The organism is Microcoleus sp. AS-A8 (genome assembly GCA_039962225.1).
Taxonomy (GTDB): Bacteria; Cyanobacteriota; Cyanobacteriia; order Cyanobacteriales; family Coleofasciculaceae; genus Allocoleopsis.
Genome location: JAMPKV010000009.1, coordinates 211,927 through 237,580 on the forward strand (window position 1 = coordinate 211,927; position 25,654 = coordinate 237,580).

Here is a 25,654-nt window from a genome sequence, read left to right on the forward strand (position 1 = left end):
CCCTAAGGTTTAGGAAAACGACGCCTTTGCAGAAACTCTGGAATATCTAATTCCTGTTGTCTACCCCTAGGTTCAATGGGAGGCATGGGGGGATTGGGAGTGGGTGCAATCGGTCGCCGTGGATAGGGAGTTTCCTTCATTGAGCTGGGTGCCGATTGGGTTTCTCCACTAAAACCCGTGGCAATGACGGTAATTCTCACCTCGCCCTGCATTTTGTCATCAATCACCGCTCCAAAAATAATATTGGCATTGGGATCGACAACCTCATAAACCGTTTCTGCCGCCGCATTCACTTCGTGGAGGGTGAGATCGCTACCCCCTGTGATGTTCAAGACGACACCTCTGGCTCCATCAATGGACGCTTCGAGTAGGGGAGAGGAAATAGCTTGAGACGCGGCTTCGCGAGCTCTCGACTTGCCAGAACCGATCCCAATCCCCATTAACGCCGACCCCGCATCCGCCATAACAGCGCGAACATCGGCAAAATCTACGTTAACCAGACCGGGAATGGTGATGATATCGGAAATCCCTTGAACCCCCTGACGGAGGATATCATCCGCTACGCGAAAGGCTTCTTGAACAGGAGTCTGCTCATTAATCACTGACAGCAGCTTGTTGTTGGGAATCACGATTAGGGTATCCACCCGGCTTTGCAAGGCGGCAATCCCTTCCTCGGCCTGAGTCGTGCGACGGCGTCCTTCAAACGTAAAAGGACGGGTAACGACGCCAACGGTAAGAGCACCCATTTCTTTCGCGACTTCAGCCACAATCGGTGCCGCCCCCGTACCCGTGCCGCCCCCCATACCTGCGGTAATGAAAACCAGATCGGCATTTTCGATCGCATGAGCAATTTCCTCACGGGATTCTTCCGCCGCCTTTTGACCAATCGCTGGATTCCCGCCAGCACCCAGTCCTCGCGTTAACTTTTGCCCCATTTGTAAGCGCCTAGCTGCCGCGTTTTGGGCTAGAGCTTGAGAATCCGTATTAATCGACCAAAATTCGACCCCACTCACCTCACTGGCGATCATGCGGTTGACTGCATTGCCCCCACCCCCGCCAACGCCAATCACTTTAATTTTGGCAACGCTACCTGGCACGATATTGTCACTCCTGGTTTCTTCCCTGGGTATTCCCTTGGTGGACTCAGAGATCTGAGCAAACTGTAACCCAGAATTCCCATAGGGATGTGTATTGTCCACACCAATTGATAGTTCAGCTTGTCCTGTGATGTGAGAGCTTTGATTGGCAAGCTCTAGTTTATTATTTAGCGTCATTGCAATAGGTCAGGGTGATAAACAACTTTATCAGTATCAGTTATAGGTAGCAATCTGAGTCAACTATAGGGTAAGTCGATTCAAAAACCAACGAAGCTTGGTGTAAGGGCGTTGACCGTCTTGAAGGGGTTAATAATCAAGGATCGCTCTAGCCACAAAAAAGCAGTTAGCTCAAAGCCCTCTTGCTCACACTCTTCATTATTTATTTAATCTTAATGAGTGGTGGGTGATACTGTATCATTTCCCTTTTCCATTTGAATCGCCGGAAACTCTGGGTTTTGCAGGTTAATATAGGCGATGTTCCCAGCCTGGATATGAGACGGCAATTCTCTCATCCGATCCAGAACGGTCAGTTGCTCTGTAAATCGAGAACTGTATGGGCCTAGATGGACATTTCCTAATTCGGTTTTCAGGATTAAATTGGCTGGATTGCGCCAATCTATCTCGAAAACTTTCACAGGGGAGTGGCTGACAGCTTGGTAAACTTCCGACCACTGAGAGAGATATTGATCAGACGAGCCAATCACTTTGAGTGAGGGTAACTCCAGTGTTTGCTCCAGCCTGGTGTAACTGGTTTCAGGCATCAAAACGCCTTGGGCATCCAAGAATCCCGATTTTGCAGTAGGATTAGCCGCTTGAGCAGAGGAGGGCTCAGCGGATTGTGCAATAGCCACGGGTTTACGCTCTTTGACTTTGATCGTCAATCCGGGCGGCAGCAATTGGCGCGTCACGGTAGCTTCGGCAATCGGAGCTTGAGACTCTAGGGATTTGGCGATCGCTTGGGGTTCGACACGCAGTATGGATTCCGGATAAGACAAGGGCAGCAAGGAACGAATCGATTTGGCAGAAAGCCAGTGATTGCCCTCGACGACAATTTGTTCCGAATTTGAAATCACCCAATCGGGTAACGTAATCGCCCAAACTAGACCGGTGGCCATACCACTCACAAACAGTGAGCGCCAAATGGCTTGAACCGATTTAATCCGACGCTCACGTCGCAGCTTTTTGCGCCGGGTGGTCAATTGTGCTTGAGAGACTGATGCGATGCTTTCCATCTACTACCGCTCAATCTAATGTGTAATTTCCTAAGATGTTTCTGAAAGACAAAGGAGAGTGAAGATTCACTGGGTAGCACCCAGTCAACGGTATTCATCGATCCAATTTGCCCAAGATACCTTTCCCATTTAACCATTCCTTTTCCCGACGCTGTACGTAAGCAGGGTGAGTGCTGTTCCTGAATCTATATAAATTAAGGCTCTCCTGAACTTCAGTAAAGTCCTCCAACGCCTGTAATTTTGACATAAGGCTTGAGTGATGACCGCCTTAGCGACAGGATGTTCTCGATTCGGACTCCTCTCGTTTTACAACCACTGGGGATTGCTGATCAGGAAAGACAACATCTTAAAGGAAAAACACACATAACACGAGTGATCCCCAAATCCCCCTCCCTCCCTTCCCCTCAGTAGCTCCAAACCAACCAACCAATTCCTTCCATACTGGTGCATAGGGGGGGTGAGGGGCATCGGGGGATCGACAGACGCTGAAATCCCTGAAATGCTTGAAAGGGTGCGTGAGTCCTACTTGAAGAAATGAAGCTGCATTTACCAACATTTTTCAGAGCTTGTAACCCAGCTAAAACTCTTGTTGTGGGGAATCCGGAGGATCGTCAATACTATATCGATTTTTCTTCTGTCCGTGGCGGCAGAATTGTTGAAGCCTTAGGACGAACCATCACTCGCCTTTCTCCGGATGATCCCACCTGTCAGTTATTTACAGGCCATATTGGCTGCGGAAAGTCTACAGAGCTGTTTCGACTCAAAGCGCAGTTGGAGGCGCAACAATTTCATGTCGTTTATTTTGAGTCCAGCAAAGACCTGGACATGGCGGATGTGGATATCAGCGATATTTTGCTCAGTATCGCCCGCTCCGTGAGCGAAAGCCTGGAGGCGGTTGGCATCCACCTCAAACCACGGTCTTTTGTCAAACTCTTCAACGACCTCAAAGACTTTATGCAGACCCCCATCGAGCTGTCAACGGAAGCTCAACTCTCGGTCGGGATTGCCAAAATTACGGCTAAAACCAAAGATAGTCCCCAACTGCGTGACCAGCTCAGACAGCACTTAGAACCTCGAACCAAAAGTATTTTAAGCGCCATCAACGAAGAAATTTTGCTGCGGGGAATTGAGGAACTCAAGCATCGCGGCAAAAAAGGGTTGGTGGTGATTATTGATAATCTGGATCGGGTCGATCCCCGACCTGTAGCCTCTGGGCGATCGCAGACGGAATATCTGTTCATCGACCGTGGGTCTCAGTTACGAGACTTAAAGTGCCATCTGGTTTACACCCTGCCTTTGGCGTTGATGTTCTGTAATGAGTACGAAACGCTGAAAAATCGCTTGGGTGCTGGTGTGGCTCCTAAAGTCTTGCCGATGGTGCCGATTCAGTTACGGGATGGTTGTGACTTCCCCAAAGGGATGGCGCTGATGCGACAGATGGTGATGGCACGAGCATTTCCCCATGTGGAGCCTCAAGCGAGGCTGGAGTTAATCCCAGAAGTGTTTGACAGTCCCGACACCCTCGACCGGATGTGCCGTGTGAGTGGGGGTCATGTGCGTAACTTATTAGGGCTACTCTATAACTGCCTACAACAGGAAGACCCACCCTTCTCCGATGAGTGCTTAGAAAGTGTGATCAAAGGTTACCGCGATGACTTAGCTCTCGCCGTTGATGAGGAGGAATGGGATTTGCTGTCTCAGGTGGTTCGACAACAAATTGTCAAAGGCGAACGAGAATATCAAGTGCTGTTGCGGAGTGGATTTGTCTATGAGTATCGCGATGAAGGGGGACGCTGGTTTGGCATCAACCCCGCTTTGGCAGAAACAGATAGATTTCAAACTTTAATTACCTCATCCAACGGGGTCTAGTTCCGAATTCCGCTGAATTTACACTGCCTTTTGCGAATACAGGGGAAAATGACTTTTGCTTCTCCTGTAGCCCGGAAAATTTTAGGATTCACCACATCTTCTGCTAGCCGTAACCCAGCACATGGAACACCACGGCTAGTTTCTCTCATTTGGGGCTACCTGAGGAGCAGGAAGATGAATTGTTACTCAACAGTTCAGTCAGCGATCAGTATCACAGGGAGGGAAAATTTTGATCACATCTATATCAGCATTTTGAGAGTTCACCCTCCGCTATCTGTGGCAGAAATGCCAAGCTAATCCTAGTTACTCAAATTACGGATTGTTTTAAGGTTAAAGGCTACATACTATCCCTCGGAAATCACTGATACTATGAAATGTGCAGAAGCGTAAAATATTTAAAAGAATGTGCGCTTTCTATCCTAGGTTGTCATCTACTACTGTGTGGTTAAGTCAATGAAACGAATTTTTAGGCGCTCTGCGGAGCGTGATTGGGATGATTGGAGCGCAAGCCCGGAAGAGGTTAGGCAACGCTCACCAGCTATGACTCACATTATGGAGAGCGCTCCATCCAAGTCCCTTGTGATTCACACACCCATCATTAGTGATTGGGTCGTGGACGAGTAAAAAGTGCTGCTCCTATAAAAGCGCAACTATCTGCAATGAGTCCGTGGATAACGTAACGGACGGCATGATACCTATCCCCACAGCCGTAGATAGTTCCGAAACATCACTCCACTGGCTTTAACATTTAATCGGAAATTTAAAAATTTTCCTCTGATTAGAGTAATCAGAGGAATATCAATCAATTAGTGGCAATTGTGAACCTGTAACAGTCACAACGTGAGTTGAATGAGAGAGCCAAATCAAATACAACAAGTAGCGGTCTTGAATGAGCGTTCACTGTCAACCTTATCCAGGGCAATTACTCTCTCGGAAGGGCACTTTGCACTGATTTTGGTACGCTGTAACTATGAAGTTTGCAAAGAGCAAATGTGGCAGCGGCTGCAAGCACTCACGGGAGTCACGCTGAGTGAGCTAGTTTTGCGAAAAGGTATTAAAAGCTTATACAGCCCCATTGTTTCTATCCTTGCGGACCAGCAGACATCAGCGTTGATTGTATTTGGCCTGGAGTCAGTAACAGCTATTGACCAAGTGCTGATTTCGACGAATCAGGTTCGAGAAGAATTTCGTAAAAACTTAACCCGCCCTCTCGTGTTGTGGATCAGCGATGAGGTTTTGCAGAAGCTGGCGCGGTTTGCCCCCGATTTTAAGAGTTGGGCAGCGACCTCGATTAAGTTTGAACTTAGCACCGCCGAGTTGCTAGCTTTATGGCAGCAAACAACGGATGAACTCTTTACCAAGCTTTTGGGGAGCGATTTAGCTGAATTTTTGCCTAACGACGCTCTCAATTTGGCACCGGGTTGCCGCCAACGCCAGGAAATTGAGTCTGTGTTGCGAGACTTAACGGCTCGTGGCGTCCGTTTAGAACCCGAACAATGGGCCACCTGGCAGTTTATTTTAGGGCGGGATGCCTTGACACGGGATCAGCTCGATGTAGCGCTTCAGCAGTACCACAAGAGTTTGTTGGTCTGGCAGCAAGAAGATGAGAGTGGGGAGGTGTGGGAGCAGGGAAACAGCGCTTTAATGTTCGCCTTAATGCAGGGGGATGAAGTCCACACAGGAGATCAGCAGAACCTTTCCCATCTAGAATCCCAAACCCGACCCCAGGACGTTAGCACAGCAGCGCAAAGTCCAGTCCTCGGACGGCACAAGCCACAATCGTTAGAGCGTGCTGGGCTACTTTTGCATCACATCGGTTTATGTCATTGCCGTCAAGCGGAGTTGCAACCGCTCACCAGCCGTATCCAATGGGAACAAGCTAAAGAGTCATTCACTAAGGCGATTGAGGTATTTACACTCGCCAGACGGCAAGATTTGGTTGCTCAGTTAACCCTTCAGCTCGGTCAGATCTTAAAACATCTGGAAAGCTGGACTGAATTACAGGCTCTGGCCTTACACGCTCTGGAAGACCCTCAAACCCAAGACAGTCCCGTACAATTGGCTCAAGCTTATGGATTTTTGGCTGTTGTGGCATTGGCTCAGTCCGAATGGGAGAACGCCAAGTACTTAGCCTGGGGTGCTTTTGACCTCATCGCTCAGTCCCCGTCGCCTCAACCCCTGGATCAAGGAAGGTATCTGTTATACTCAGCCAAAGCGCAGCGGCAGTTGGGTGAACTGACCTCGGCAATTGCCAACCTAGAACAGGCGATCAGAGCCGATTCTTGGCCACCGACGGCTCTCAAGAAACAGCCACAGCTTTATATTGACATCTTGGAAGAATTGCGATCGCTCTATCTGGAGCAACAGCAATATTTGAGAGCGTTTGAACTCAAACAGCAGCAACGCTCGATTGAGCAACAGTATGGATTTTCCACCTTCCTCGGTGCGGCTCCCTTACAACCTTTTACCCGACAGGGTCGAGGCATATCATCCCTAGAAATTGCGGCAGCAGGGCGTCAATCTGATGTCAATCGCCTAATCGAACGCCTGAGCCGCAATGACCATAAACTGACGATCATTCACGGCTCTTCTGGCGTTGGTAAAAGTTCATTGATTAATGCGGGTTTAGTCCCCGCTCTGGAATCCCGGATTATTGGAGCCAGAGAAGCGATGCCGATTGTGCAAAAAGCTTACAGAGATTGGCTTGGGGAACTAGAACGCCGTCTAAACGCCGCCTTTGCCAGTCGCCAAGTTAAAGGGTTGAACAGTTCCAAGGAAGAATCTCCACCTGAGTTGGAACTGAAAACCAGGCAATCTGTATATGACGAGTCGGCTAGGTGTTCCGCACCTAACCCGGATCAGCTCGATCAGGCTCCTGCTGACGCCCAAGAAACAGCTCCTGTGAGTGCTGAAGAAGCCGCTACGTTAATGGAAAACTCGTTGCGCTCACAAACGCTAGCGATCGCTCTATCCGTAGCGCGATTGCGCGAAACACAATGCCAAGGACAATCGCAAACATTAAATCAATCGCCAATTCCCAGTTTCCAACCTTTCATTTCTAGCCCAAGGCTTCAACAAATCCTGAAACAGTTGCGCGTTGCTGCCGAACAAAAACTATTAACGGTTCTGATTTTTGACCAATTTGAAGAATTTTTCTTCTGTACGAACCTAGAACAACGGCGCGAATTTTATGAGTTTTTGGCGCAGTGTCTAAATCTTCCTTTCTTAAAAGTCATCTTGTCGTTGCGGGAAGATTATCTCCACTATTTGTTGGAGTGTGAGCGCTATTGTAATCTGAGTACCATTAACAACAATATTCTGGATCGACAGCTTCGTTACCACTTAGGAGATCTTTCGCCCGATGATGCGAGAAATGTGATTAGCACATTAGCTGCCGTCTCTCAGTTTCAGTTAGAAGAATCTCTCATTGCAGCTCTTGTACGAGATTTAGCAGGCAGTACAGGAGTAGTACGTCTGATTGAGTTGCAAGTCGTAGGGCAACAGCTACAAACGGAAAAAATTACGACACTAGAACAATATTACGCTCTAGGAGCTGATCCAAAAGCCACACTGGTGGAGCGCTCGCTGTTGTGCGTAATCAATGATTGTGGACAAGAAAACGAAGATACGGTTTGGCAAGTCCTGTTCTCCTTAACCGATGAACGCGGTACTCGTCCGTTGAAAACCATGCCGGAGTTGGCTGTAGGGACGGGTATTACACCCAAGTGCTTTACCGATCAATCCTTAACCAGTTGTGACTGGTCACAAGAAGAACTAACCCCCAACAAACTTGACTTAATTTTAAAGATTCTGGTCGGTTCTGGCTTGGTGTTCCGAGTACCGGAGGAGCAACAAGACCGATATCAGCTAGTTCATGATTATCTAGTCGAACCGATTCGTCAAAAATATCATCAGCTTGCACAATTAAATGTCGTGACAAAGCTAGAAAGAAGTGAACAGGCACTGGTTCGGGCACATCAACAGCGCTTACGCGCAAGTATTGTTGGTGCGACTATGGCACTTTTAGCGATCACTACAGGTGGCTTGGGGTGGCGAGCCGAGGTTCAAAGACGACTTGCTGCCAACCTTTCGATTAATGCCCAGTTGAGTTCGATTAGTGCTTCTTCAGAAGCCCTTTTTGTCTCTAATAAAAAGTTTGATGCTCTGCTAGAAGGCTTGAGAGCAGCGAGACGCCTCAAGGATTTAGAGACGGCTGAGCGATCCGTAGAACCCGATACCCATTTCCAGGTTGTCACCGCGCTCTCGCAGGCGGTTTACACCGCTTCGGAGCGTAATCGATTGGAGGGGCATAGTGATATCGTTTGGAAAGTGAGCTTCTCCCCCGATGGTCAGCTTTTAGCCTCTGCCAGCCAAGATAAAACCGTGAAACTGTGGCGTTCCGATGGAACGTTAGTGACGACTCTCAACGGACACCATGATAGTGTGACGAGCGTCTCGTTTAGTCCCGATGGTCAGATGATGGCATCGAGTAGCCAAGATGGCATAATCAGGCTCTGGCGTCGCGATGGCAGCCTCGTGAGAAGGTTTCGGGGTCATGTCGGGCAGGTATATAGTGTGAGCTTTAGTCCGAAGGGTCAGCTCATTGCTTCTGCGGGTGGGGATGGCACCATTCGATTTTGGACACTTGAGGGCAAGTTAATTGAGACGTTACACCCTGATCAGGGTGTCGTGAGAGGAGTCAGCTTTAGTCCAGATGGTGAGAGGGTCGCGTCAGCTTATCAGGATGGGACTATTGAGCTATGGACGCTACAAGGTAAGTTACTGCAAACCCTCAAAGGACATAGTCGCAAGGTAAACTGTGTGGTGTTCAGTCCCGATGGTCAGTTCCTGGCCTCAGCTAGCGATGATAAAACCGTAAAGCTGTGGAACCGCGACGGAAAGCTGCTCAAAACCTTCTCCAACCATCAAGGATGGGTGCTGGCGGTGGCGTTTAGTGCAGATGGTCAGTGGCTGGCCTCAGCGAGTGCTGACAATGCGGTTAGGCTTTGGAATCGCAATGGGACGCTCCGGCAAACGTTTACAGGACACAGCGATATTGTCACTTCCGTCAGTTTCAGTCCCGCTCCCGTTGGCGGGTTGAAAGTTGAAAGTTCAAACAAAAACTTACAACCATCCAACCAGGAACCTGCAACCCTCAACCCAGTTCCCCTCCTAGCCTCCGCCAGCAATGACAAAACCATCAGGTTCTGGGGTCTGGATAACCCGTCTCGCCTGATTTTGCCAGTTCGGGATCAGGTGAGAGAGGTTACGTTTTCACCGGATAGTCAACTGATAGCCACGGCAGGTGATGACAAGACGGTGAAACTTTGGAGTCGTAACGGTCAGTTACTCCACACCTTAAAGGGGCATAGGGAGCGCATTGACAGCATCAGTTTTAGTCCTGAGGGGCGACTTCTGGCCTCAGCGAGTCGGGATGGTACGCTGAAACTCTGGACTCGCGGGGGTCTTTTGATTAAGACGATAACCGGGCATCAGGGCTGGGTGTTGAGTGTCAGTTTTAGTCCTGATGGCAAGCGGTTGGCTTCTACAGGTCAGGCTGGGACAGTGAAACTCTGGACTCGCGAGGGTGTTTTGATCAAAACCTTGAATGATTCTCGCGATTCCCTACTCCCTGCTTCGCCAAACAGCAGGACGGCAAACGGGAAGAATCGCTCTTATTCCCGCGTTAATGCCGTTACCTTTAGCCCTGATGGTCAACTCTTAGCCTCTGCGGGTGATGACAAGACCGTAAAACTGTGGACGGCGGACGGCAGATTACTGAAAACTTTGCAAGGGCATAGTAATTGGGTCTTAGATGTAAGTTTTTCCCCGGACTCCCAGATGCTCGCCTCGGCGAGTTATGACAATACGGTCAAACTCTGGAGTCGCAAGGGAGAACTGATCAGAACTTTGAGGGGGCATAGCGATAGTGTCGCTCACGTTCGCTTTAGTCCCACCGGTCAAATTTTAGCAACAACCAGTTGGGATAACCGGGTGCAACTGTGGCGGCTTGATGACACCTTGATCCAAACCCTAGAAGGGCACCAAGATCGCGTTACTAGCGTTAGTTGGAGCCATGATGGTAAGGCGCTAGCTTCTGCTAGTCGGGACAATACCGTGATGGTACGGAATTTGAATTTAGATGATCTGTTGGATAAAGGCTGTAACTGGCTGCGGTACTATCTACAAAACAATCCGAAAGTGAGACCCCAAGACCGGGAACTTTGTCACTCCCTTGAGCGATCACAAGAGCAGACTCCTGAAGGATAATGGTTAGAAAAATTCACGCTTTTCACTCGCCGCAATTCATCGTTGAGCAAGGCGTATTGTCCGGATAATAGGCCACTGTCTTGCATAAATATATAGACTTAGGCGCTTTCTGGCATGGCGTGTTAGAGTGAGCGTAATTCCTTTGCAGTAGTTTTCCTCCAGCTTGTGAAAGGATTATGGTAATTACAAAACGTGGCCTCGTTCTTGGTGCGACAGCATTAGTAATAACAACTGTTGCGGTGACAACTGTCGGTCTTTTAGATAAAAGCCAAGCTGTTTTAAGCGAGGTTTTTCGCCCAAGCCCTAAGGAGTTAGTGGATGAGGTTTGGCAGATTATTGATCGACAATATGTAGATGCCACGTTCAATCAGCAGGACTGGCGATCCGTTCGCAACGAATATTTGAACCGCAATTACACTAACCAGGAAGAGGCTTATAAAGCCATCCGGGAAATGCTGAAGAAGCTGGAAGACCCTTACACTCGGTTCATGGACCCGCAAGAGTTCAAGAACATGCAGATTGATACGTCTGGAGAACTCACTGGTGTCGGGATTCAGTTGGCTCAGGATGAGCAAACGAAAAAGCTGATGGTGATTTCACCGATTGAGGATACACCCGCGTTTAAGGCTGGGGTTCTGGCCAAGGATGTGATCCTCAAGATTGACGGCAAGAGTACCGAAGGCATGGATGTCAACGACGCCGTCAAGCTGATTCGGGGTGAACCCGGAAGTTCAGTAAAACTTACTGTTCAGCGAGGGAACAAGCAAATCGATTATCAGCTCACACGGGCCAAAATTGAAATTCATCCAGTACGCTACGACTCTAAGAACTCGCCCAATGGCAAGGTTGGCTATATTCGCCTTACTCAATTTAGCGCCAATGCAGCGCAGGAAATGCGTACTGCGATCAAAGAATTAGAAAAACAGCAGGTGACGGGCTATATTCTAGATTTACGCTCTAATCCTGGTGGCTTACTCAATGCCAGTGTTGATATTGCCCGGATGTGGATCGACGATGGGGCCATTGTCTCGACGGTGGATCGGCAGGGAGAAACGGATCTTCAATTCGCCAATAATCGTGCTCTTACGGATAAGCCGCTAGTGGTGCTGGTGGATGGGGGTTCAGCCAGTGCTAGTGAAATTCTGTCTGGGGCTTTACAAGATGATAAGCGCGCTACTCTAATCGGAACTCAGACATTTGGGAAAGGGTTGGTTCAGTCAGTGCGGCAATTGGAAGATGGATCGGGTCTGGCGGTGACCATCGCCAAGTATCTCACGCCCAGTAAACGGGATATTAACAAGTTGGGAATTGCCCCAGATGTTGTAGTAGAACTGTCTGACACACAGCGTAAGACGTTGCAGCAGGATCGGACAAAAATCGGCACCTCAGACGACCCTCAATATGCCAAAGGTCTTGAAATCCTTCAGCAGAAGATTGCCGCCAAGCAAAACCCCAAATTACAATCTACCGCGCGTTAAACCGCATAGCCCCCGCTAGGGGGTAACTTGGGTCTAGGCGGGCTGACACTTTCCGGCGCGAATGAGTCCGACGCGACGTGCGATCGCATCTTGTTGTGAATCAAACGGCCCCCACCGCTCCACAAGGGTTGGGTCGTCTTCCCCTTCTAGTTGAGTATTGGGGATAATTTCGCATGGTCCATTAGGGCGCTTGACAACATACCATTTTTGTGTATTATTCATACGGCAAAGACGTTTAATACCTGTGTGTGAGATAAATCGACGACTAGAGCTCATCAAAATAGGGCACCGACGACTCGATGCCCTCCAGCGATGAAGTATGAACAGATGAAGTGTGAAAATTTTCCTTGATCTTCATCCCTCACACTTATGCCTGTTTAAGGATCGCTATTTGCCATTCCCATTGCTACTGGTGGTCAGCAGATTTTCAGCCAGTTTGCCGGGGACTTCCTGGAGATGATCATACTGCCAATTGAAGAAGCCGACGCCCAAAGTAAGCGATCGCAACTCAATGATAAAGTCGTGCATTTCCGCCTGAGGCAGATAGCCAGAGACACAATCCCAACCCTGCCAATCGGAACGCCCTTCATAGCCGAGAATTTGTCCCCGACGCCCGGTGATCAGTTGCAGCACCTTCGAGGTGAATTCCTTCGGCGCACACACCTGAACGGTCATGATGGGTTCTAAAAGCACCGGCTCAGACTTAGTCATTCCCTCCGTCATGGCTAACCGCGCCGCCTGCTTAAAGGCTTGTTCTGAGCTATCGACGTTGTGGTAAGAGCCATTCGTCAGAGTTACAGCCACATCAACCACTGGAAAACCGAGTGGCCCATGCGTCAAATACTCCCGCACCCCAATTTCCACGCCAGGGATGTACTGCTTTGGCACCACACCCCCCACAATCGTTTCCGAGAAGCTAAAGCCTTCGCCACGCGGTACGGGTTTGATATCCAGGTAAACATCCCCAAACTGCCCGTGACCGCCACTTTGATGCTTGTAGCGTCCGTGGGAATTGGTGGGTTTGCGGATCGTTTCTTTGTAGGGCACTCGCGGCAGGTGAGTCGCCATCGGTAGGTTATATTTGCGCCGCAGTCGGTCTAAGGCTACTTGAAGGTGAATTTCACCCTGTCCCCAAAGGATAATTTCGTTGGTGTCCCCGTGTTGCTCCCAAGCCAGAGAGGGGTCTTCTTCCAGCAGCTTGGTTAATGCATTACTGAGCTTGACTTCATCTTTGCGATTTTCGGCGGCGATCGCTAGTGCATAGACCGGTCGCAGTGATTCAGCTTTCGCCTCTTCCATCCTCCCGTTGCCAGAATGGTTGGTGAGAGTTTGGCCTGTGTGAATTCCTTCTAAGCGTCCAATCGCGACAATCTCACCGGCTGGCGCTTCGGAAACCGATTGCTGTTGCTGACCGAGCATCCGGTACAAACCACCGCCACGGACTCCATTTAGGACGATTCCATCCGTCAGTTGTCCCTGCCAGACGCGCACGAGAGAGAGTTTACCTCCTTGAGGTGTGTAGTAGGTTTTAAGTACTTGTGCCACCACCGTCTCGGAGTTGATATCCAGCCCTCGCCGCTCAGCGGTCGTTTCAGGGGTTGGGGCTTCCCGCACGAGGGCATCAATCAGGTGCCGAACGCCGTAATCTTGCTCGGCGACCCCGATGAATACGGGCACAATTAAATCTGCCCCCAATTCCATCCTCAAATCTTGGACAATTTCTTCTTGGGGTGGCTCAATTTCCTCTAATAGTTCTTCTAGTAGGTGGTCATCAAAATCAGCCAGCGCTTCCAGCATTTCTGCCCGTGCGGCATGTTCTTGTTCTTTTAACGACTCTGGCAGGGGTACTGGGTCGGCGGGCGCACCGGGATGGTAATGAAAAGCTTGCTCTGTAACTAAATCAATAAACCCAATTAGCTGTTCCCCTTGACCAATGGGATATTGATGGGGAATTAGAGGGCGTGTCGAAACAGATTTGAGGGCGTCTAAGATGGCTCGATAAGATTCCCCCCAACCATCACCATCGCAGGTGAGTCGATCCATTTTGTTGATAAAGACGAGGTGGGGGATTTCCCGATCATCGAGGAATTTGAATAAGGGAGCAAGCGTCAGGACGCGATCGGTGACCGGTTCACAAACGACAACCGCCGCATCGACACCAATTAAGGCGTTGTAAGTTTCTTGGGCAAATTCTATTGAACCGGGACAATCGACAAAGGTGAAGCGGATGTCTTGATACTGGGTACTCGCCGCACTGACTTCTACTGTCATTTGGCGATCGCGTGCTTCGGCAGCACCATCCCCCACCGTATTACCGTCTTTAATACTGCCTTTGCGTGAAATTGCACCCGAAACGAACAACAAACTTTCTAAAAGTGTTGTTTTACCGCTTAAATAGGGACCAACAATTGCCACATTACGGGTGGCAGAACTCACTTTTTGGTTCATGATTTCCCCCCAAAATAATAAGGAGTGATGCAGATAATCTGCCGATTGGGGATTTTGACTGGCTGATTTTGGACAGTGACATTCTCGTCTATGTCTCGCCCGCCAGTATCGCGGAGACCCCAAAATCCTTGCATCCAAAATCTACAATCGGTTGACATAGGTCTTGTCACCTCGGCTATCTTGTCTCTGGTTGAGTCGCCGATGCCAATATGGAGATGTCATTAAACGTATCTGCCTGTGAGATTAGCGCTTCTGGTCGCCATTAAATTAAACTTGCAATGTCTTGTAAGACAAACTTCAGGCAAAATAAAGTTAAGTTAAGTTAAGTGAACAAATTCAATTTTTTTATGGATTTAAGCAACAGTTGGAAACGATTTTGTTTCAAAATAAAGCAGAAATTTCCCCCCAGTAGCTTGGCATTATCCCCGCACACCTTCCTTGTGACGGTTAGCTTCCTGTTATTGGGTGGCAGCCTAACCGCGCTGACACAGCCACATACCGCCTCGGCGCAGTCACTCCCTGTGCTGACGCCGACACAACCTGCCGCCGTTGAGGAACTCAACAAGGGAATTGGGTTGATTCAGCAGGGAAAATTGCCAGAAGCGATCGCCGCATTTCGACAAGCCTCTCAACTCAACCCCCAACTCGCACCCGCCCACTACAACTTGGGGTTAGCCTTGCGCCAAGCAGGGCAATTACAAGCGTCAGCCGATGCCTTTTATCAGGCAACCCAGGTAGACCCCAATTTTGCTTTAGCTTTTGCTAATTTAGGAGCAGCGTTGTTAGAAGGGAGTAATTTACAGCAAGCACGAGATTATTTGACGCGGGCACTCGAACTTGAACCCAACCTCGGTGTCGCCCATTACAACTATGGTTTGTTACTTTCCCAAGCGGGAGAGCAAGAGCAGGCGATCGCTCAGTTCAAGAGTGCGTTACAGGTGAGCCAAAATGCTCCAGAACCTGCTTATCATATCGGACTTATTTATTTACAACAAAGCAAAATTGAAGATGCCCAGAAATCTTTTCAACAAGCCATAAAAATTAACCCTAAATATGCAGAAGCTCATTATAATTTAGGCTCAATTTTATTTAATCAAAGCAAGTTTGATGCGGCGCTCGCCGCTTTCCGAAAAGCGGCTGAAAGTAACCCGAACTATCCCAATGCTTACTATGGTGCTGGGTTAGTATTTCTGCGGCAGAACCGATTTAGTGATGCCCAGCAAGTTTTGCAATATGCTAAAGCGCTCTATACGGCGCAAGGGAATTCCCAGTGGGCGACAAATGCCGATCAGTTATTACAAAAGGCACATACTTCTAATCCCTAGAGTATCCATTCCGAATTGATTTAAAGAAGCTACAGTGGTGAATGTCTTAATCGTAGAGCTAGTTTGGTGACAGGTTGACGGGGCGTACATACCACAACAGAGCAAGCACATGACTTTGCGCCAGAAGACAGTTCTCATTATTGGCGTAACGCTATTGTGTTTGTTGGTGACACTCTACCTTAGCTTGTCCACAATTTGGCTGAATCGTGTTGCCAAAATTGAGTTTCAGCAGACTCACCAGAATGTAGAACGAGTCACCGAAGCCTTAGCCAACAATCTCCAGGAACTCAATAGCACAGCCAAGGATTGGGCTGGGTGGGATGACACTTACGCCTTTGTTGCAGATGTTAACGAACGCTACATTCAGGAAAATCTTGCCGATGCGAGTTTTGTCAACCTCCGGCTCAATTTTATGCTGTTTATTAATAAAGCAGGTCAAGTCAAATATGGCAAAGGCTTAGATTTACAGCAAAAAGTAGCCATCCCAGTTCCCGCAAGCTTGAAACAATACCTTGCCACTCGCCCTCGCCTCCTCCAGCACAATACACTTAATAGCAGCCACACAGGAATTCTGCTTTTACCCGAAGGCTCTTTACTTGTTGCTTCCCATCCCATTGTCAAAAGTGACCGTACAGGTCGAATTCGTGGCAGCTTAATATTGGGTCGTTTTCTCAATAGTGGTGAATTAATCCGCCTCTCCCAATTGACTCGTTTACCACTCACTATCTATCCCTTTCATCAAGGGCAATTGCCCAAAGACTTCCAAGCCATTAAAGATGAACTCACTCAAGAATTGTCTCAGGCTAAGATTTTAGCTGAATCAATCATTCTCGTCCGTCCCTTAAGTTCTCAGCGAATTGCAGGTTATACCCTACTTAGAAATATTGAAGGGCAGTCTGGGTTATTGTTACGCGTGGATACTGCCCGAAATATCTACCAGCAAGGTAAACTAGGCTTGCGTTATCTAGTATTAGCACTTTTAGCGGTAGGTTTTGCCTTTGGCTGTGTTACCTTATTGCTTTTAGAAAAATGGGTGTTGTCCCCTTTATCTCACTTCAGTGCTACCGTCAGGCGGATTCGCGCCAAAGACGACCTAAAAGAGCGGTTGTTAACCCAGGGTAGAGATGAACTATCCCGTTTGGGGACTGAAATTAATCAGATGTTAGCAAGATTGCAGGAGTCGCAATTACAGCTAAGTCAAAGCGAGGAACGTTATCGGTTAGTTGTTAACAACGTCCAAGAAGTAATTTTTCAAACAGACTCCAGTGGTAGGTGGACTTTTCTCAACCCAGCTTGGACAGAAATTACTGGATTTAGTGTTGAAGAAAGCTTAGGTAAACCTTGCTGCACGTTTATCCATCCGGAAGACCAAGGATACCATAACGAACACTTTCGCCAACTCATGGAAGGGAAAATACAAAATACGCGGTATGAGCTTCGCTTCCAAACGAATGACGGTTGCTATCGTATTTTTGAGCTACACTCCCGTCTGGTAGTGGGGTATTATCGTGAGATTGCAGGTATAGGAGGTACGCTCAATGATATCACCGAGCGCAAACTTGCCGAAGCGAGAGAACGCGAAAAAGCCCAAGAACTAGAGCGAACGTTACTGGAGTTGACTCAAACCCAGTCGCAACTAATTCAAAGTGAAAAAATGTCAAGCTTGGGACAGTTAGTTGCCGGAGTCGCCCATGAAATTAATAATCCGATCAGTTTTGTTTACGGCAACATTACTCATGCCAGCGGCTCTATTCAAGACCTACTTGACCTAATTAATTGTTATCAGCAACATTACCCTAATCCCTCAGCTGAAATTCTAGAAAAAATGGAGAACATAGACTATAATTTTGTGGTCACTGATTTACCCAAACTTTTAGCTTCAATAACAATAGGAACCGAGCGGATACGTGATATAGTTCAGTCCCTACGCAACTTTTCCCGACTGAATGAATCTGAGATAAAAATAGTAGATATCCATGAAGGAATTGAAAGTACTTTATTAATTTTAAGACATCAACTGAAAGCTAAAAATGAATATTCAGAGATAGAGGTGATTAAAGAATATGGTAAATTACCTGAGGTTGAGTGTTATCCAGGGCACCTCAACCAAGTGTTAATGAATTTGCTCGCCAATGCTATTGATGCGTTAGAAGAGAGGAGAGTACATAAGTGCCGTGACCACTCTCAAGCCTCGCCCTTGATTCGGATTCACACTGAAGTTAAACAAGACCCTTCATCATTTAGCGATAAAAGTGATGTTTCCCATGTATTGATTCATATTACCGACAACGGGATGGGGATGACCGAAGAAGTACGCTGTCATCTCTTTGACCCATTCTTTACCACTAAACCCATCGGCAAAGGTACTGGATTGGGATTATCTATCAGCTACAAAATTATCGTGGAAAAACACAAGGGTCAGGTCCTAAGTAAATCTGAACTCGGTCAAGGGAGTGAGTTCATTATTGAGTTACCCATTCGGCAAAGCCATTAAAGTTTCTAAGGATTGATGGCTTGGATAAGACTTAAGTGTTTAATGAGGTTGGTCAATTAAAGAATGGAGCCTGCTGGAATCTGTGGTACTGCCTACCTGAAAGACACTATTTCTTCCAAGGAAACTTGGTACCCATCTCCGTCATGGCTGAGAAGATGAGATAGAGGATGAGTACAGCTACACCGATGAAAAAAGGAACGAGGTCGTTGTCCATTTTGATCGAGCAGAATAGTTCGCACGGATTAAATTACATTTGACTTTACCAGGGATTGCCAATCATCGTGAAGGCTGACCAGTAATAAGGATGCTCCAGCGTTTGACTACCGAGTTGTTCTAGTGCGGGTGGCAAGGGAATCTCTATATCCGAAGTTATCAGCTTCCCTCCTTCCAAGCGCACTTCTCCCTTGAGCATTGCCAGTTGAGCTTGCCTGAGTGCCTCAGATTTGATGGGAGCGCTTTTCAACTCGTCATAAAATGTCGTCATTAGCCCTAGTGTGCCTTGGTCACTGACATACCACAGACTTGCCAAAGATGACTTGACTCCTGCCAGTACCGATAATCCAGCAAAACCCAATTCCGACTCCTGATCACCCAAAGCACTACGGCAGGCACTGAGGACTAATAGCTCCACAGGGGGCTTATTCCAACCGAGTTGCCGCAGTTGATCGAGGCGCAGCTTGGTATCCGATAGCTGGATGTAGGAGTTGCTAGGCTTTCCCGGACGGAATTCACCGTGAGTGGCAAGGTGAATAATCCCAAACGGTTGTTTCTGTCGCTCAAGCTTGAGATTTTGCAGAGTGAAAGCGTCGTTAAGAAAGGACTTGCCCTGCCACAGCTTTCCAGCAATGGTTGACAGTTCCACGGGTACTGCGGGTAAAGCATTGAGTTCAGTAAATTTTTCTGCCCCCATCGCTAGAACTTGGGAGTTCTTGATGTCTTTATAGCGAGTGTTGGTGAGGCTGAGACTGGGCATTAGACCCACACTATAGCGCTCGATGATGAAGTTTTTCCCATCGTTGAGCGCCGCTATCGGTATCGCTCTTAGCCCAGTATCCATCAGGAAGGCGAGGTTTTGAACTCCTCTGGCTTGTAAATCTGCCTCCAAAGGCGCAACGATCCACTTGTAAAGTTGCTGGGATGAAGCCAAGTACCCACGACGGTTTCTGGAATCAGTAACGTTGCTGCGGAATTCTTGAGCGATTTTCAGCACTCGATCGCGCGTCGTGCCCGATATCCGTTTGCGAAGGGGTGGTTCTTTGGCTGTAACTAGCAGCAATTCCAACTCGTCGCTCTTGCGATCGCTTTGCTCTAAAGCCTGAGGGACAAAATTGACATAGATCAGCGCTGGTTTTACACCTGTATCCTGCTCGATACTGGCAAGAACCTGACAGGGGTCGCCTTGAGATTTGCTATCAGCATCAGAACCCAGGTAATCTTCAAATTGACGGGTAAACTCTCCATCTAGGAATGAAGCACCCGAACTAATACAACTCGATGTGCCGCCTACTACCGATAAAGAGATGGGGGGAGTTTCTTGAGGGGGTCGTTCTAACGGAGTGGGTGTGGGTGTAGGTGTAGGTGTAGGTGTGGGTGTAGGTGTAGGTGTGGGTGTAGGTGTGGGTGTGGGTGTAGGTATAACGTTGATGCCGATTGAGCGGGGTACTGAAACCGAAACGACATCGCTTGCCCTCAACGTCAAGACATCACTAATCGAACCTGTAAAACCGGGGGGTGGAGTATAAACCAACACATCAGTTAGAGCAACAGTGTCTCCTGAACCCAAAGGAACATTGTTTCTCGTTAGCGTTCCAGTCGTAATGGCATCAATAAATACTGTCCTAATATCGTCATTCGTATCATCCACAACTGCATTTAAGTCCGCCAGTGTAAACGTAACGGACTGGTTGGGTGGAATATCAGGTAGCTGTGGATTTACCGTTAGCGTAGGTGCGCTGTTGACGGAAGTAATGGTAATCGCGTTGGGAGTACCAGGAGCAACGCCACCATTAGCCAGTACAGGAAATGTCCCCGAACTCAGTGTCGGAATTGCCGTATTCGTGTTATTGATAGCTCCTGCTGTACCATTAGTACTTGCACTCCCGACCACAAACGGCAGATTATTTGGCCCTCCATCATGGGTAATTGCGATCGCGCCTCCCTGATTCACAGGATTCCCAAAGTTAGAGATAGCAACTCCTCGCGCATCAATGGTATTGCCTGCCCCCGTTCCCTGCACCAATCCGTTAGCAATGATTTGGACATTGCCGCCTCGTCCTGTCACGGTGGTGCCGTAACCCAGCCCTGTTACCGTTCCAGTTGTGTTGATACTGGCAAAGCTAATATTCCTGCCTGTGCTTCCAGCAATAGTGTTCGTGCGTAAGCTGACATTACCACCCGTCGCTGTAGGGGCACCATCTGTTGTTACCGTTGCTGAGGTATTAATTGCCCCTGTAACGGTAATACTGCCGCCAGCACTTAAATCAACCGTTCCACCTGTTGTCCTTGCAAAGGAACCCCCCACCCCTCCTGTGGACGTAATCGGGCCAGTTACGGTGATGTTATTCGCCGCCGAAAGTGTGATATTGCTACCGTTGTAACCTGATCCAATCAAACCGGCTGTTGTAATTGAGCCAACAGTACTAGTGAGGGTGATATTAACTTCAGTAATCAATCCTAGGGTGTTAATCGTTCCCGCATCAATGGTCGCACCCGAAATCGTTATACTTCTCCCGAACGCGGTAATCGAGTCTGCGGCATTCATCAAAAACGAACCGACACCATTGTTATCCGCATCTGCTGTAAATGCGATCGCACCAGCACCACCACCAAAAGTTAAGGACACACCAGGGGTAATGGTGATATTATTCGTTGCTTGTAAAGTAACCGCACCAATCTGACTTTGCAACGTACCCTGAGAAATGGTAAAGGTTGCACCAGGGCTATCCGTAAACAAAATGCTGCCATCTGCCAATTCCCCGTCATTGGCTCCAGTCCCCGCCGCACCGGGCGCAATTACAATATCCGCTGGATCGAGCAGCAATGTCCCCAGAGTGCCATTAGGAGCACTAACATCAACATTGCCATTGCCTTGAAAAATCAGGTTTTGCTTACCCGAAACCTCTACAAATCCGCCGTCACCTGAATTCGCACCACCACGAGCGCTGATGTTGCCATGAAAGCTAGTAACATCATCAGCCCAGATAATCACACGACCGCCATTGCCATTGAGTAGACTGTTAGCCGAGATAACTGAGTCTGGACTGACATAAGTGCGAGAGGCATTGGGGACTGTGCCTTTGCCCTGCTCATCACCTCCAATTAGTACAGTTCCACCACCTGAGATGCCAGAGGCGTTAATCGTCGCGCCAAACAAACCGACTTTATTTCCTAGAACCTGGACGCTACCACCAATTTGACCGGATGTATCTACAGAGCCAGCTACAACAGTACTACCCGTATCGGTGGGTATCTCGACACCCGTATTGGTCAGTTCTACTTTTCCATTACTATTCACTGTGAGATTCGTGTTCGTCTCCTCACCTCCACCCGTTAACAGTTGGGGCAACGATAAGGCTGGCACAGTGCCATTCGTAGCGCTAGGAGGTTGAATCTCTAAACTCAGCACGTTTCCCGGTTGGCTGAGGCGGACTAAGCTAGAACCCGGAACGCCAGCAACGAGGATGTGTCCACCCGATGCTTGCAATTCGCCCGTGTTGACTACAGTACCGCCCAAGAGGGTTAAATTCTGCCCTTGACCGACTGCTAATTGCCCTGCATTGACAATACTTCCAGGTTGTGATACAGAAAAATCGAAGGCACTGGGCGTTCCCTGTAAGGCGGCGTAGTTATTAGTTCCAACTGCCTTAAACCAGTTGGTATCGCTGTTCGTTGCAGTTGTCAGTCCCATGCCAGTAGCCGTGGTGGCAGTGAAGGCAGCAGGCACATTCAGGCTGGCTCCTGCACCAAAGATGATGCCGGCTGGGTTCATTAGGAAAAGATTAGAGTTACCCCCACTGACTTGGATGAGTCCGTTAATCACGGAAGGGTTGCCGCCAGTCACCCGCCCCAAGATGTTTTGGATGGAGGAGTTAGAGAGGAAGTTAGCAATCTGGTTTTGGTTGAGTCCAAATTGGTTGAAGCTGTGGAAGAGATTCTTCCCATCACTGGAAAGCGCACCACCGCTTATGTCGTATTGATTTCCCGTGGAGGTAACGCTGGTATTGGTGCCGTCGGCAGCAGGAGTAATGGTTTGGGATTGAACCCATGTAGGAGAAAGGCAAAGGGCAAGCGGCGATAGGCAAGCGACAAAACGCAGGGATGACAATCGCCCCCTCTTAGCTTCTGTATGGGCGACGCATGAGTCGCTCCTACGACTCCTGACAGCCGTTGGTTTGGGTGTAAGTCTAATTCTCGACTGAAAGGGAACATCCTGGAGGATTTCGAGTTGTACCTGCAATTGCTCAGCTAGTCCCCGACGTTTTAAAGCGTTTGCGATCGCATAACAGGCATTTTCAGCTTGCTGTCGTGGATATTTCTGGGAAACGCTCAACCCATGGCAACGATAATAGTAAAGTGGCTTCTTAACATGCTGTACCTCTGTTGTTTCGGACAGCTTGAGGCACAGGTCATAGTCCTCAACATGGGTCATTGAGGCATCCAATCCGCCAACTTGCTCAAAGACTTCACGACGCATTAACCGGAAAAAGAAGGTCATGAAGTCCAACAGCAGGCGTTCTTTGGAGTAGGGAATATGGCAGCGAGTTCCGTAGCCTCGAATCTTGCCACTTTCCTCCATATCCAAGTAATCGGTGTAAACGAGTCCCACCTCTGGGTTGGTATCGAGTACGGCGGTTGTTTCCTGCAACGCGACTGGTGCTAACAGGTCATCTTGGTCTACCCAGCCGATGTAGGTGCCGGTGGTTTGTGCGATCGCACTTTTGAGTGCTCGTACTCGTCCTTGATGGACTGCCGCCACGACTCGAACGCGGCTGTCCTGCTTTGCATAAGTCTGAGCAATACCAACCGAGTCATCCGTTGAGCCATCATCCCAAATCAACAACTCAAAATCACCCCTAGTTTGTGAGAGGACACTCTTGATGGCAGCGCCGAGGTAACGCTCTCCGTTATACGTGGTGATCACAATAGAAATAGGGGCTTTCATCATCAACATTTGGGGTTTGAGGTTTATCCGTTAAAGTTAGATGAATTCGTGAGACATCCGTCCTGAAGAGAATCTCAGCCGTAAAATAATATTTTCTTAGGGAATAGCTTAGTCACACGAATGACCCTGTAAAAATGAAACAAATCACTAAAAAACTTAATTTAGGTTGTGGCAAAACTATTTTGCCGGATTGGATTAATTTAGATAAAGTTCCTTTAAGCGGGGTTGACATTATTGCAGATTTAGATAAATGTCAGGAGGTGAAATTACCGTTTGATAACGATGAAATCGATGAATTTTTCGCCAGTCATGTGATTGAACATTTGCATCATCCTTTAGCTTTCATGGAAGAAATCCACAGGATTGCCAAACCAAGCGCTAAAGCCGTCTTTAGAGTGCCTTATGGTTCCAGCGATGATGCCTTTGAAGACCCAACACACGCCAAGCCATATTTTTTAAACTCTTTTAGTTATTTCGCACAACCTTATTATTGGTTTGCTGATTATGGTTACAGAGGGGATTGGTTGATTGACAAAAGAATTTTATTGGTAGATGCCAATACCCATCAGGGTAAGAATGCCGAGCAAATTATGTTTGAAGTAAAAACCTTTAGAAATATTGTGAAAGAAATGATTGTTGAATTGAGAGCGATAAAGCCTATTCGAGAGCCTAAGCAAGAATTATTGGTTGAGTCTCCCATTGAGATAGTTCTCGTATAGAAACAAAAGAGTCAACTTGTTCTTCTGCTTTCATCCGCTGTGCCACTGCGATCGCCAAGTCCACATGAGCTTGCTTCATTGCCACTGCATCATTGGTACCGTCTCCTGTAACACCAAAAATGTGACCATTTTCCTGTGACAGCTTGACGAATCGAAATTTATCCAGGGGACAAGCTCTAGAAAGAATTTTTAACTTTTGCACAGCGATATGGCAGGGTACGAGCGCCCTTAGTCGCTCACTAGCGCTATCGCTGACATTACGAGTAACCCTATTCTGGGCGTTGAATAGCAGAGTTGGAGTCTTACAAGGCGTGAGCTTTTAGAGCCTCGGAATCCGCTCCCCAGCCAAACTCCCAACTGAATGAATCCTCTAGATCTCTAATCGTACTGTCAAATTAACAGTCCGCCGACTTTTGGCCGTAGAGTCACGTTTTTTTATTCTCCATTTGCCCGAAAAGAAAATTCAACGACACCTACGTCTGCCTCATTAGCCAACGAGAAAAGGTCGAAGAATCTGAAGGTCTACAGTATAACCTTTGAAGGCCAAAACTAACTCTCTATGTTAAGATAGTCAATTACCTGATCAGGAGCTTCTATTTAAACTTGGGTCAGAACTTGGGGAACTAATGGTTGGGCTAGACAATCATAGATATTCTAAATTTTGATAATGAACCTTCTGGCGCTGAGTTTAATTAGGAAAATGAACGCTTTAACCGTTTTTACTCATCCATGAGCATGAGGAATAGGCTCAATCCCTGATCTAAAGTAGAAAAGTAACTCCTATTTGACGATCTCCCAATTGCTCCTTTGGGGTAGTGTCACAGGCAATCCCGTGGGTGGAATGCAGAGTCATGGTGGAATGGTGGAGGGTTACTGATTTGTTTACTAAGAAGTCCTTATATTCCCTGGAATGTCACCCGAATCGCTCCCCCTCAGCCGCCCGAACGGCGGCCTCTGGTACTCACACGAGTCGCAGGCACACTCCGCGTTACACGCAGGCTTGGCAAACGCACATGGTCAAAAGCAATCGCAAGCCGAGAGGCTCTAAGCCAATTTGGCGACGACGTTTACAATACTTTTATTGGCGTTTAGCCCGTTTGCGCGGACAACCAGAATCGCTGGCACGGGGTTTAGCCTGTGGCGTATTTGCTGGATTGTTTCCCTTTTTTGGTTCCCAGACACTTCTGGCCGTTTTGCTAGCCTTTCTGTTTCGTGGGAATAAAATTCTAGCGTTAGTTGGGCCTTGGATTAGTAATCCGTTTACTTCTTTACCGATTTATGCTTTTAATTTCTATATCGGGAAATGGCTGCTCAACGACCAGACTGCAACGAATATAAATTGGCGTTCTTGGGAGGATCTTAAGGATATTAAGGAGTTAGGGATAGAAATTATCTGGCCTCTGTTTGTCGGCTGCGTATTTGTCGGATTCATCTGTGCCATTATTAGTTATTTCCTCGGCTTGCGACTAATTCGCCGAGTTCGTACTTCCCACCAGGCACGTCAACGGCGCAAACGGATGAAATATTTACACCAACAATATCCCGATCAGTACTCATAGAT

General features: G+C 48.0%; 13 protein-coding genes. 7 read left to right on the forward strand and 6 right to left on the reverse strand.

Annotated elements, in window-relative coordinates:
* Window positions 1-2: 2 nt before the first annotated feature.
* On the reverse strand, window positions 3-1,274 hold the full coding sequence (gene ftsZ, locus NDI48_16435) for a cell division protein FtsZ (protein MEP0832763.1): 1,272 nt from the start codon (window positions 1,272-1,274) through the stop codon (window positions 3-5).
* 212 nt (window positions 1,275-1,486) lie between these two features.
* Window positions 1,487-2,329 carry an FtsQ-type POTRA domain-containing protein gene (locus tag NDI48_16440; GenBank protein ID MEP0832764.1) on the reverse strand — a complete coding sequence of 281 codons (843 nt, stop codon included), beginning with the start codon at window positions 2,327-2,329 and terminating at the stop codon, window positions 1,487-1,489.
* Between the two features lie 534 nt (window positions 2,330-2,863).
* Between NDI48_16440 and NDI48_16445 the strand changes: the two genes are divergently transcribed.
* From NDI48_16445 to NDI48_16455, 3 genes are all read left to right on the forward strand, one after another.
* Window positions 2,864-4,198, forward strand: a complete 1,335-nt coding sequence (locus NDI48_16445; protein ID MEP0832765.1) for a KAP family NTPase — start codon at window positions 2,864-2,866, stop codon at window positions 4,196-4,198.
* Between the two features lie 849 nt (window positions 4,199-5,047).
* Complete coding sequence (locus NDI48_16450; protein MEP0832766.1) at window positions 5,048-10,468, forward strand: hypothetical protein; 5,421 nt, start codon at window positions 5,048-5,050, stop codon at window positions 10,466-10,468.
* Between the two features lie 176 nt (window positions 10,469-10,644).
* Window positions 10,645-11,946: a S41 family peptidase gene (locus tag NDI48_16455; GenBank protein MEP0832767.1), complete on the forward strand. Its 1,302-nt coding sequence runs from the start codon at window positions 10,645-10,647 to the stop codon at window positions 11,944-11,946.
* Window positions 11,947-11,979: 33 nt separating this feature from the next.
* Here NDI48_16455 and NDI48_16460 read toward each other — a convergent pair whose 3' ends face one another.
* Window positions 11,980-12,168: a DDE transposase family protein gene (locus tag NDI48_16460; GenBank protein ID MEP0832768.1), complete on the reverse strand. Its 189-nt coding sequence runs from the start codon at window positions 12,166-12,168 to the stop codon at window positions 11,980-11,982.
* A gap of 165 nt (window positions 12,169-12,333) precedes the next feature.
* On the reverse strand, window positions 12,334-14,394 hold the full coding sequence (locus tag NDI48_16465; protein ID MEP0832769.1) for an elongation factor G: 2,061 nt from the start codon (window positions 14,392-14,394) through the stop codon (window positions 12,334-12,336).
* 347 nt (window positions 14,395-14,741) lie between these two features.
* Here NDI48_16465 and NDI48_16470 point away from each other — a divergent pair, with 347 nt between their 5' ends.
* Window positions 14,742-15,719, forward strand: coding sequence for a tetratricopeptide repeat protein (locus NDI48_16470; GenBank protein ID MEP0832770.1), 978 nt, complete (start codon window positions 14,742-14,744; stop codon window positions 15,717-15,719).
* A 109-nt stretch (window positions 15,720-15,828) separates the two neighbouring features.
* On the forward strand, window positions 15,829-18,213 hold the full coding sequence (locus tag NDI48_16475) for a PAS domain S-box protein (protein MEP0832771.1): 2,385 nt from the start codon (window positions 15,829-15,831) through the stop codon (window positions 18,211-18,213).
* A gap of 259 nt (window positions 18,214-18,472) precedes the next feature.
* Here the strand turns inward: NDI48_16475 and NDI48_16480 are convergent, their stop codons facing one another.
* Window positions 18,473-23,377, reverse strand: a complete 4,905-nt coding sequence (locus tag NDI48_16480) for a CHAT domain-containing protein (GenBank protein ID MEP0832772.1) — start codon at window positions 23,375-23,377, stop codon at window positions 18,473-18,475.
* Between the two features lie 131 nt (window positions 23,378-23,508).
* On the opposite strand from NDI48_16480, the gene NDI48_16485 reads away from it, so the two are divergent.
* Complete coding sequence (locus NDI48_16485; protein ID MEP0832773.1) at window positions 23,509-24,093, forward strand: methyltransferase domain-containing protein; 585 nt, start codon at window positions 23,509-23,511, stop codon at window positions 24,091-24,093.
* Here NDI48_16485 and NDI48_16490 read toward each other — a convergent pair.
* Window positions 24,044-24,295 carry a hypothetical protein gene (locus NDI48_16490; GenBank protein ID MEP0832774.1) on the reverse strand — a complete coding sequence of 84 codons (252 nt, stop codon included), beginning with the start codon at window positions 24,293-24,295 and terminating at the stop codon, window positions 24,044-24,046. The genes NDI48_16485 and NDI48_16490 overlap by 50 nt on opposite strands.
* A gap of 649 nt (window positions 24,296-24,944) precedes the next feature.
* Between NDI48_16490 and NDI48_16495 the strand changes: the two genes are divergently transcribed.
* On the forward strand, window positions 24,945-25,652 hold the full coding sequence (locus NDI48_16495) for a DUF2062 domain-containing protein (GenBank protein MEP0832775.1): 708 nt from the start codon (window positions 24,945-24,947) through the stop codon (window positions 25,650-25,652).
* The last annotated feature ends 2 nt before the right edge of the window (window positions 25,653-25,654 follow it).

Coding starts and splice junctions, on each gene's coding strand:
- ftsZ (MEP0832763.1), bottom strand. CDS start 1,274: ATGACGCTAAATAATAAACTAGAGCTTGCCAATCAAAGCTCTCACATC.
- NDI48_16440 (MEP0832764.1), bottom strand. CDS start 2,329: ATGGAAAGCATCGCATCAGTCTCTCAAGCACAATTGACCACCCGGCGC.
- NDI48_16445 (MEP0832765.1), top strand. CDS start 2,864: ATGAAGCTGCATTTACCAACATTTTTCAGAGCTTGTAACCCAGCTAAA.
- NDI48_16450 (MEP0832766.1), top strand. CDS start 5,048: ATGAGAGAGCCAAATCAAATACAACAAGTAGCGGTCTTGAATGAGCGT.
- NDI48_16455 (MEP0832767.1), top strand. CDS start 10,645: ATGGTAATTACAAAACGTGGCCTCGTTCTTGGTGCGACAGCATTAGTA.
- NDI48_16460 (MEP0832768.1), bottom strand. CDS start 12,168: ATGAATAATACACAAAAATGGTATGTTGTCAAGCGCCCTAATGGACCA.
- NDI48_16465 (MEP0832769.1), bottom strand. CDS start 14,394: ATGAACCAAAAAGTGAGTTCTGCCACCCGTAATGTGGCAATTGTTGGT.
- NDI48_16470 (MEP0832770.1), top strand. CDS start 14,742: ATGGATTTAAGCAACAGTTGGAAACGATTTTGTTTCAAAATAAAGCAG.
- NDI48_16475 (MEP0832771.1), top strand. CDS start 15,829: ATGACTTTGCGCCAGAAGACAGTTCTCATTATTGGCGTAACGCTATTG.
- NDI48_16480 (MEP0832772.1), bottom strand. CDS start 23,377: ATGATGAAAGCCCCTATTTCTATTGTGATCACCACGTATAACGGAGAG.
- NDI48_16485 (MEP0832773.1), top strand. CDS start 23,509: ATGAAACAAATCACTAAAAAACTTAATTTAGGTTGTGGCAAAACTATT.
- NDI48_16495 (MEP0832775.1), top strand. CDS start 24,945: ATGGTGGAATGGTGGAGGGTTACTGATTTGTTTACTAAGAAGTCCTTA.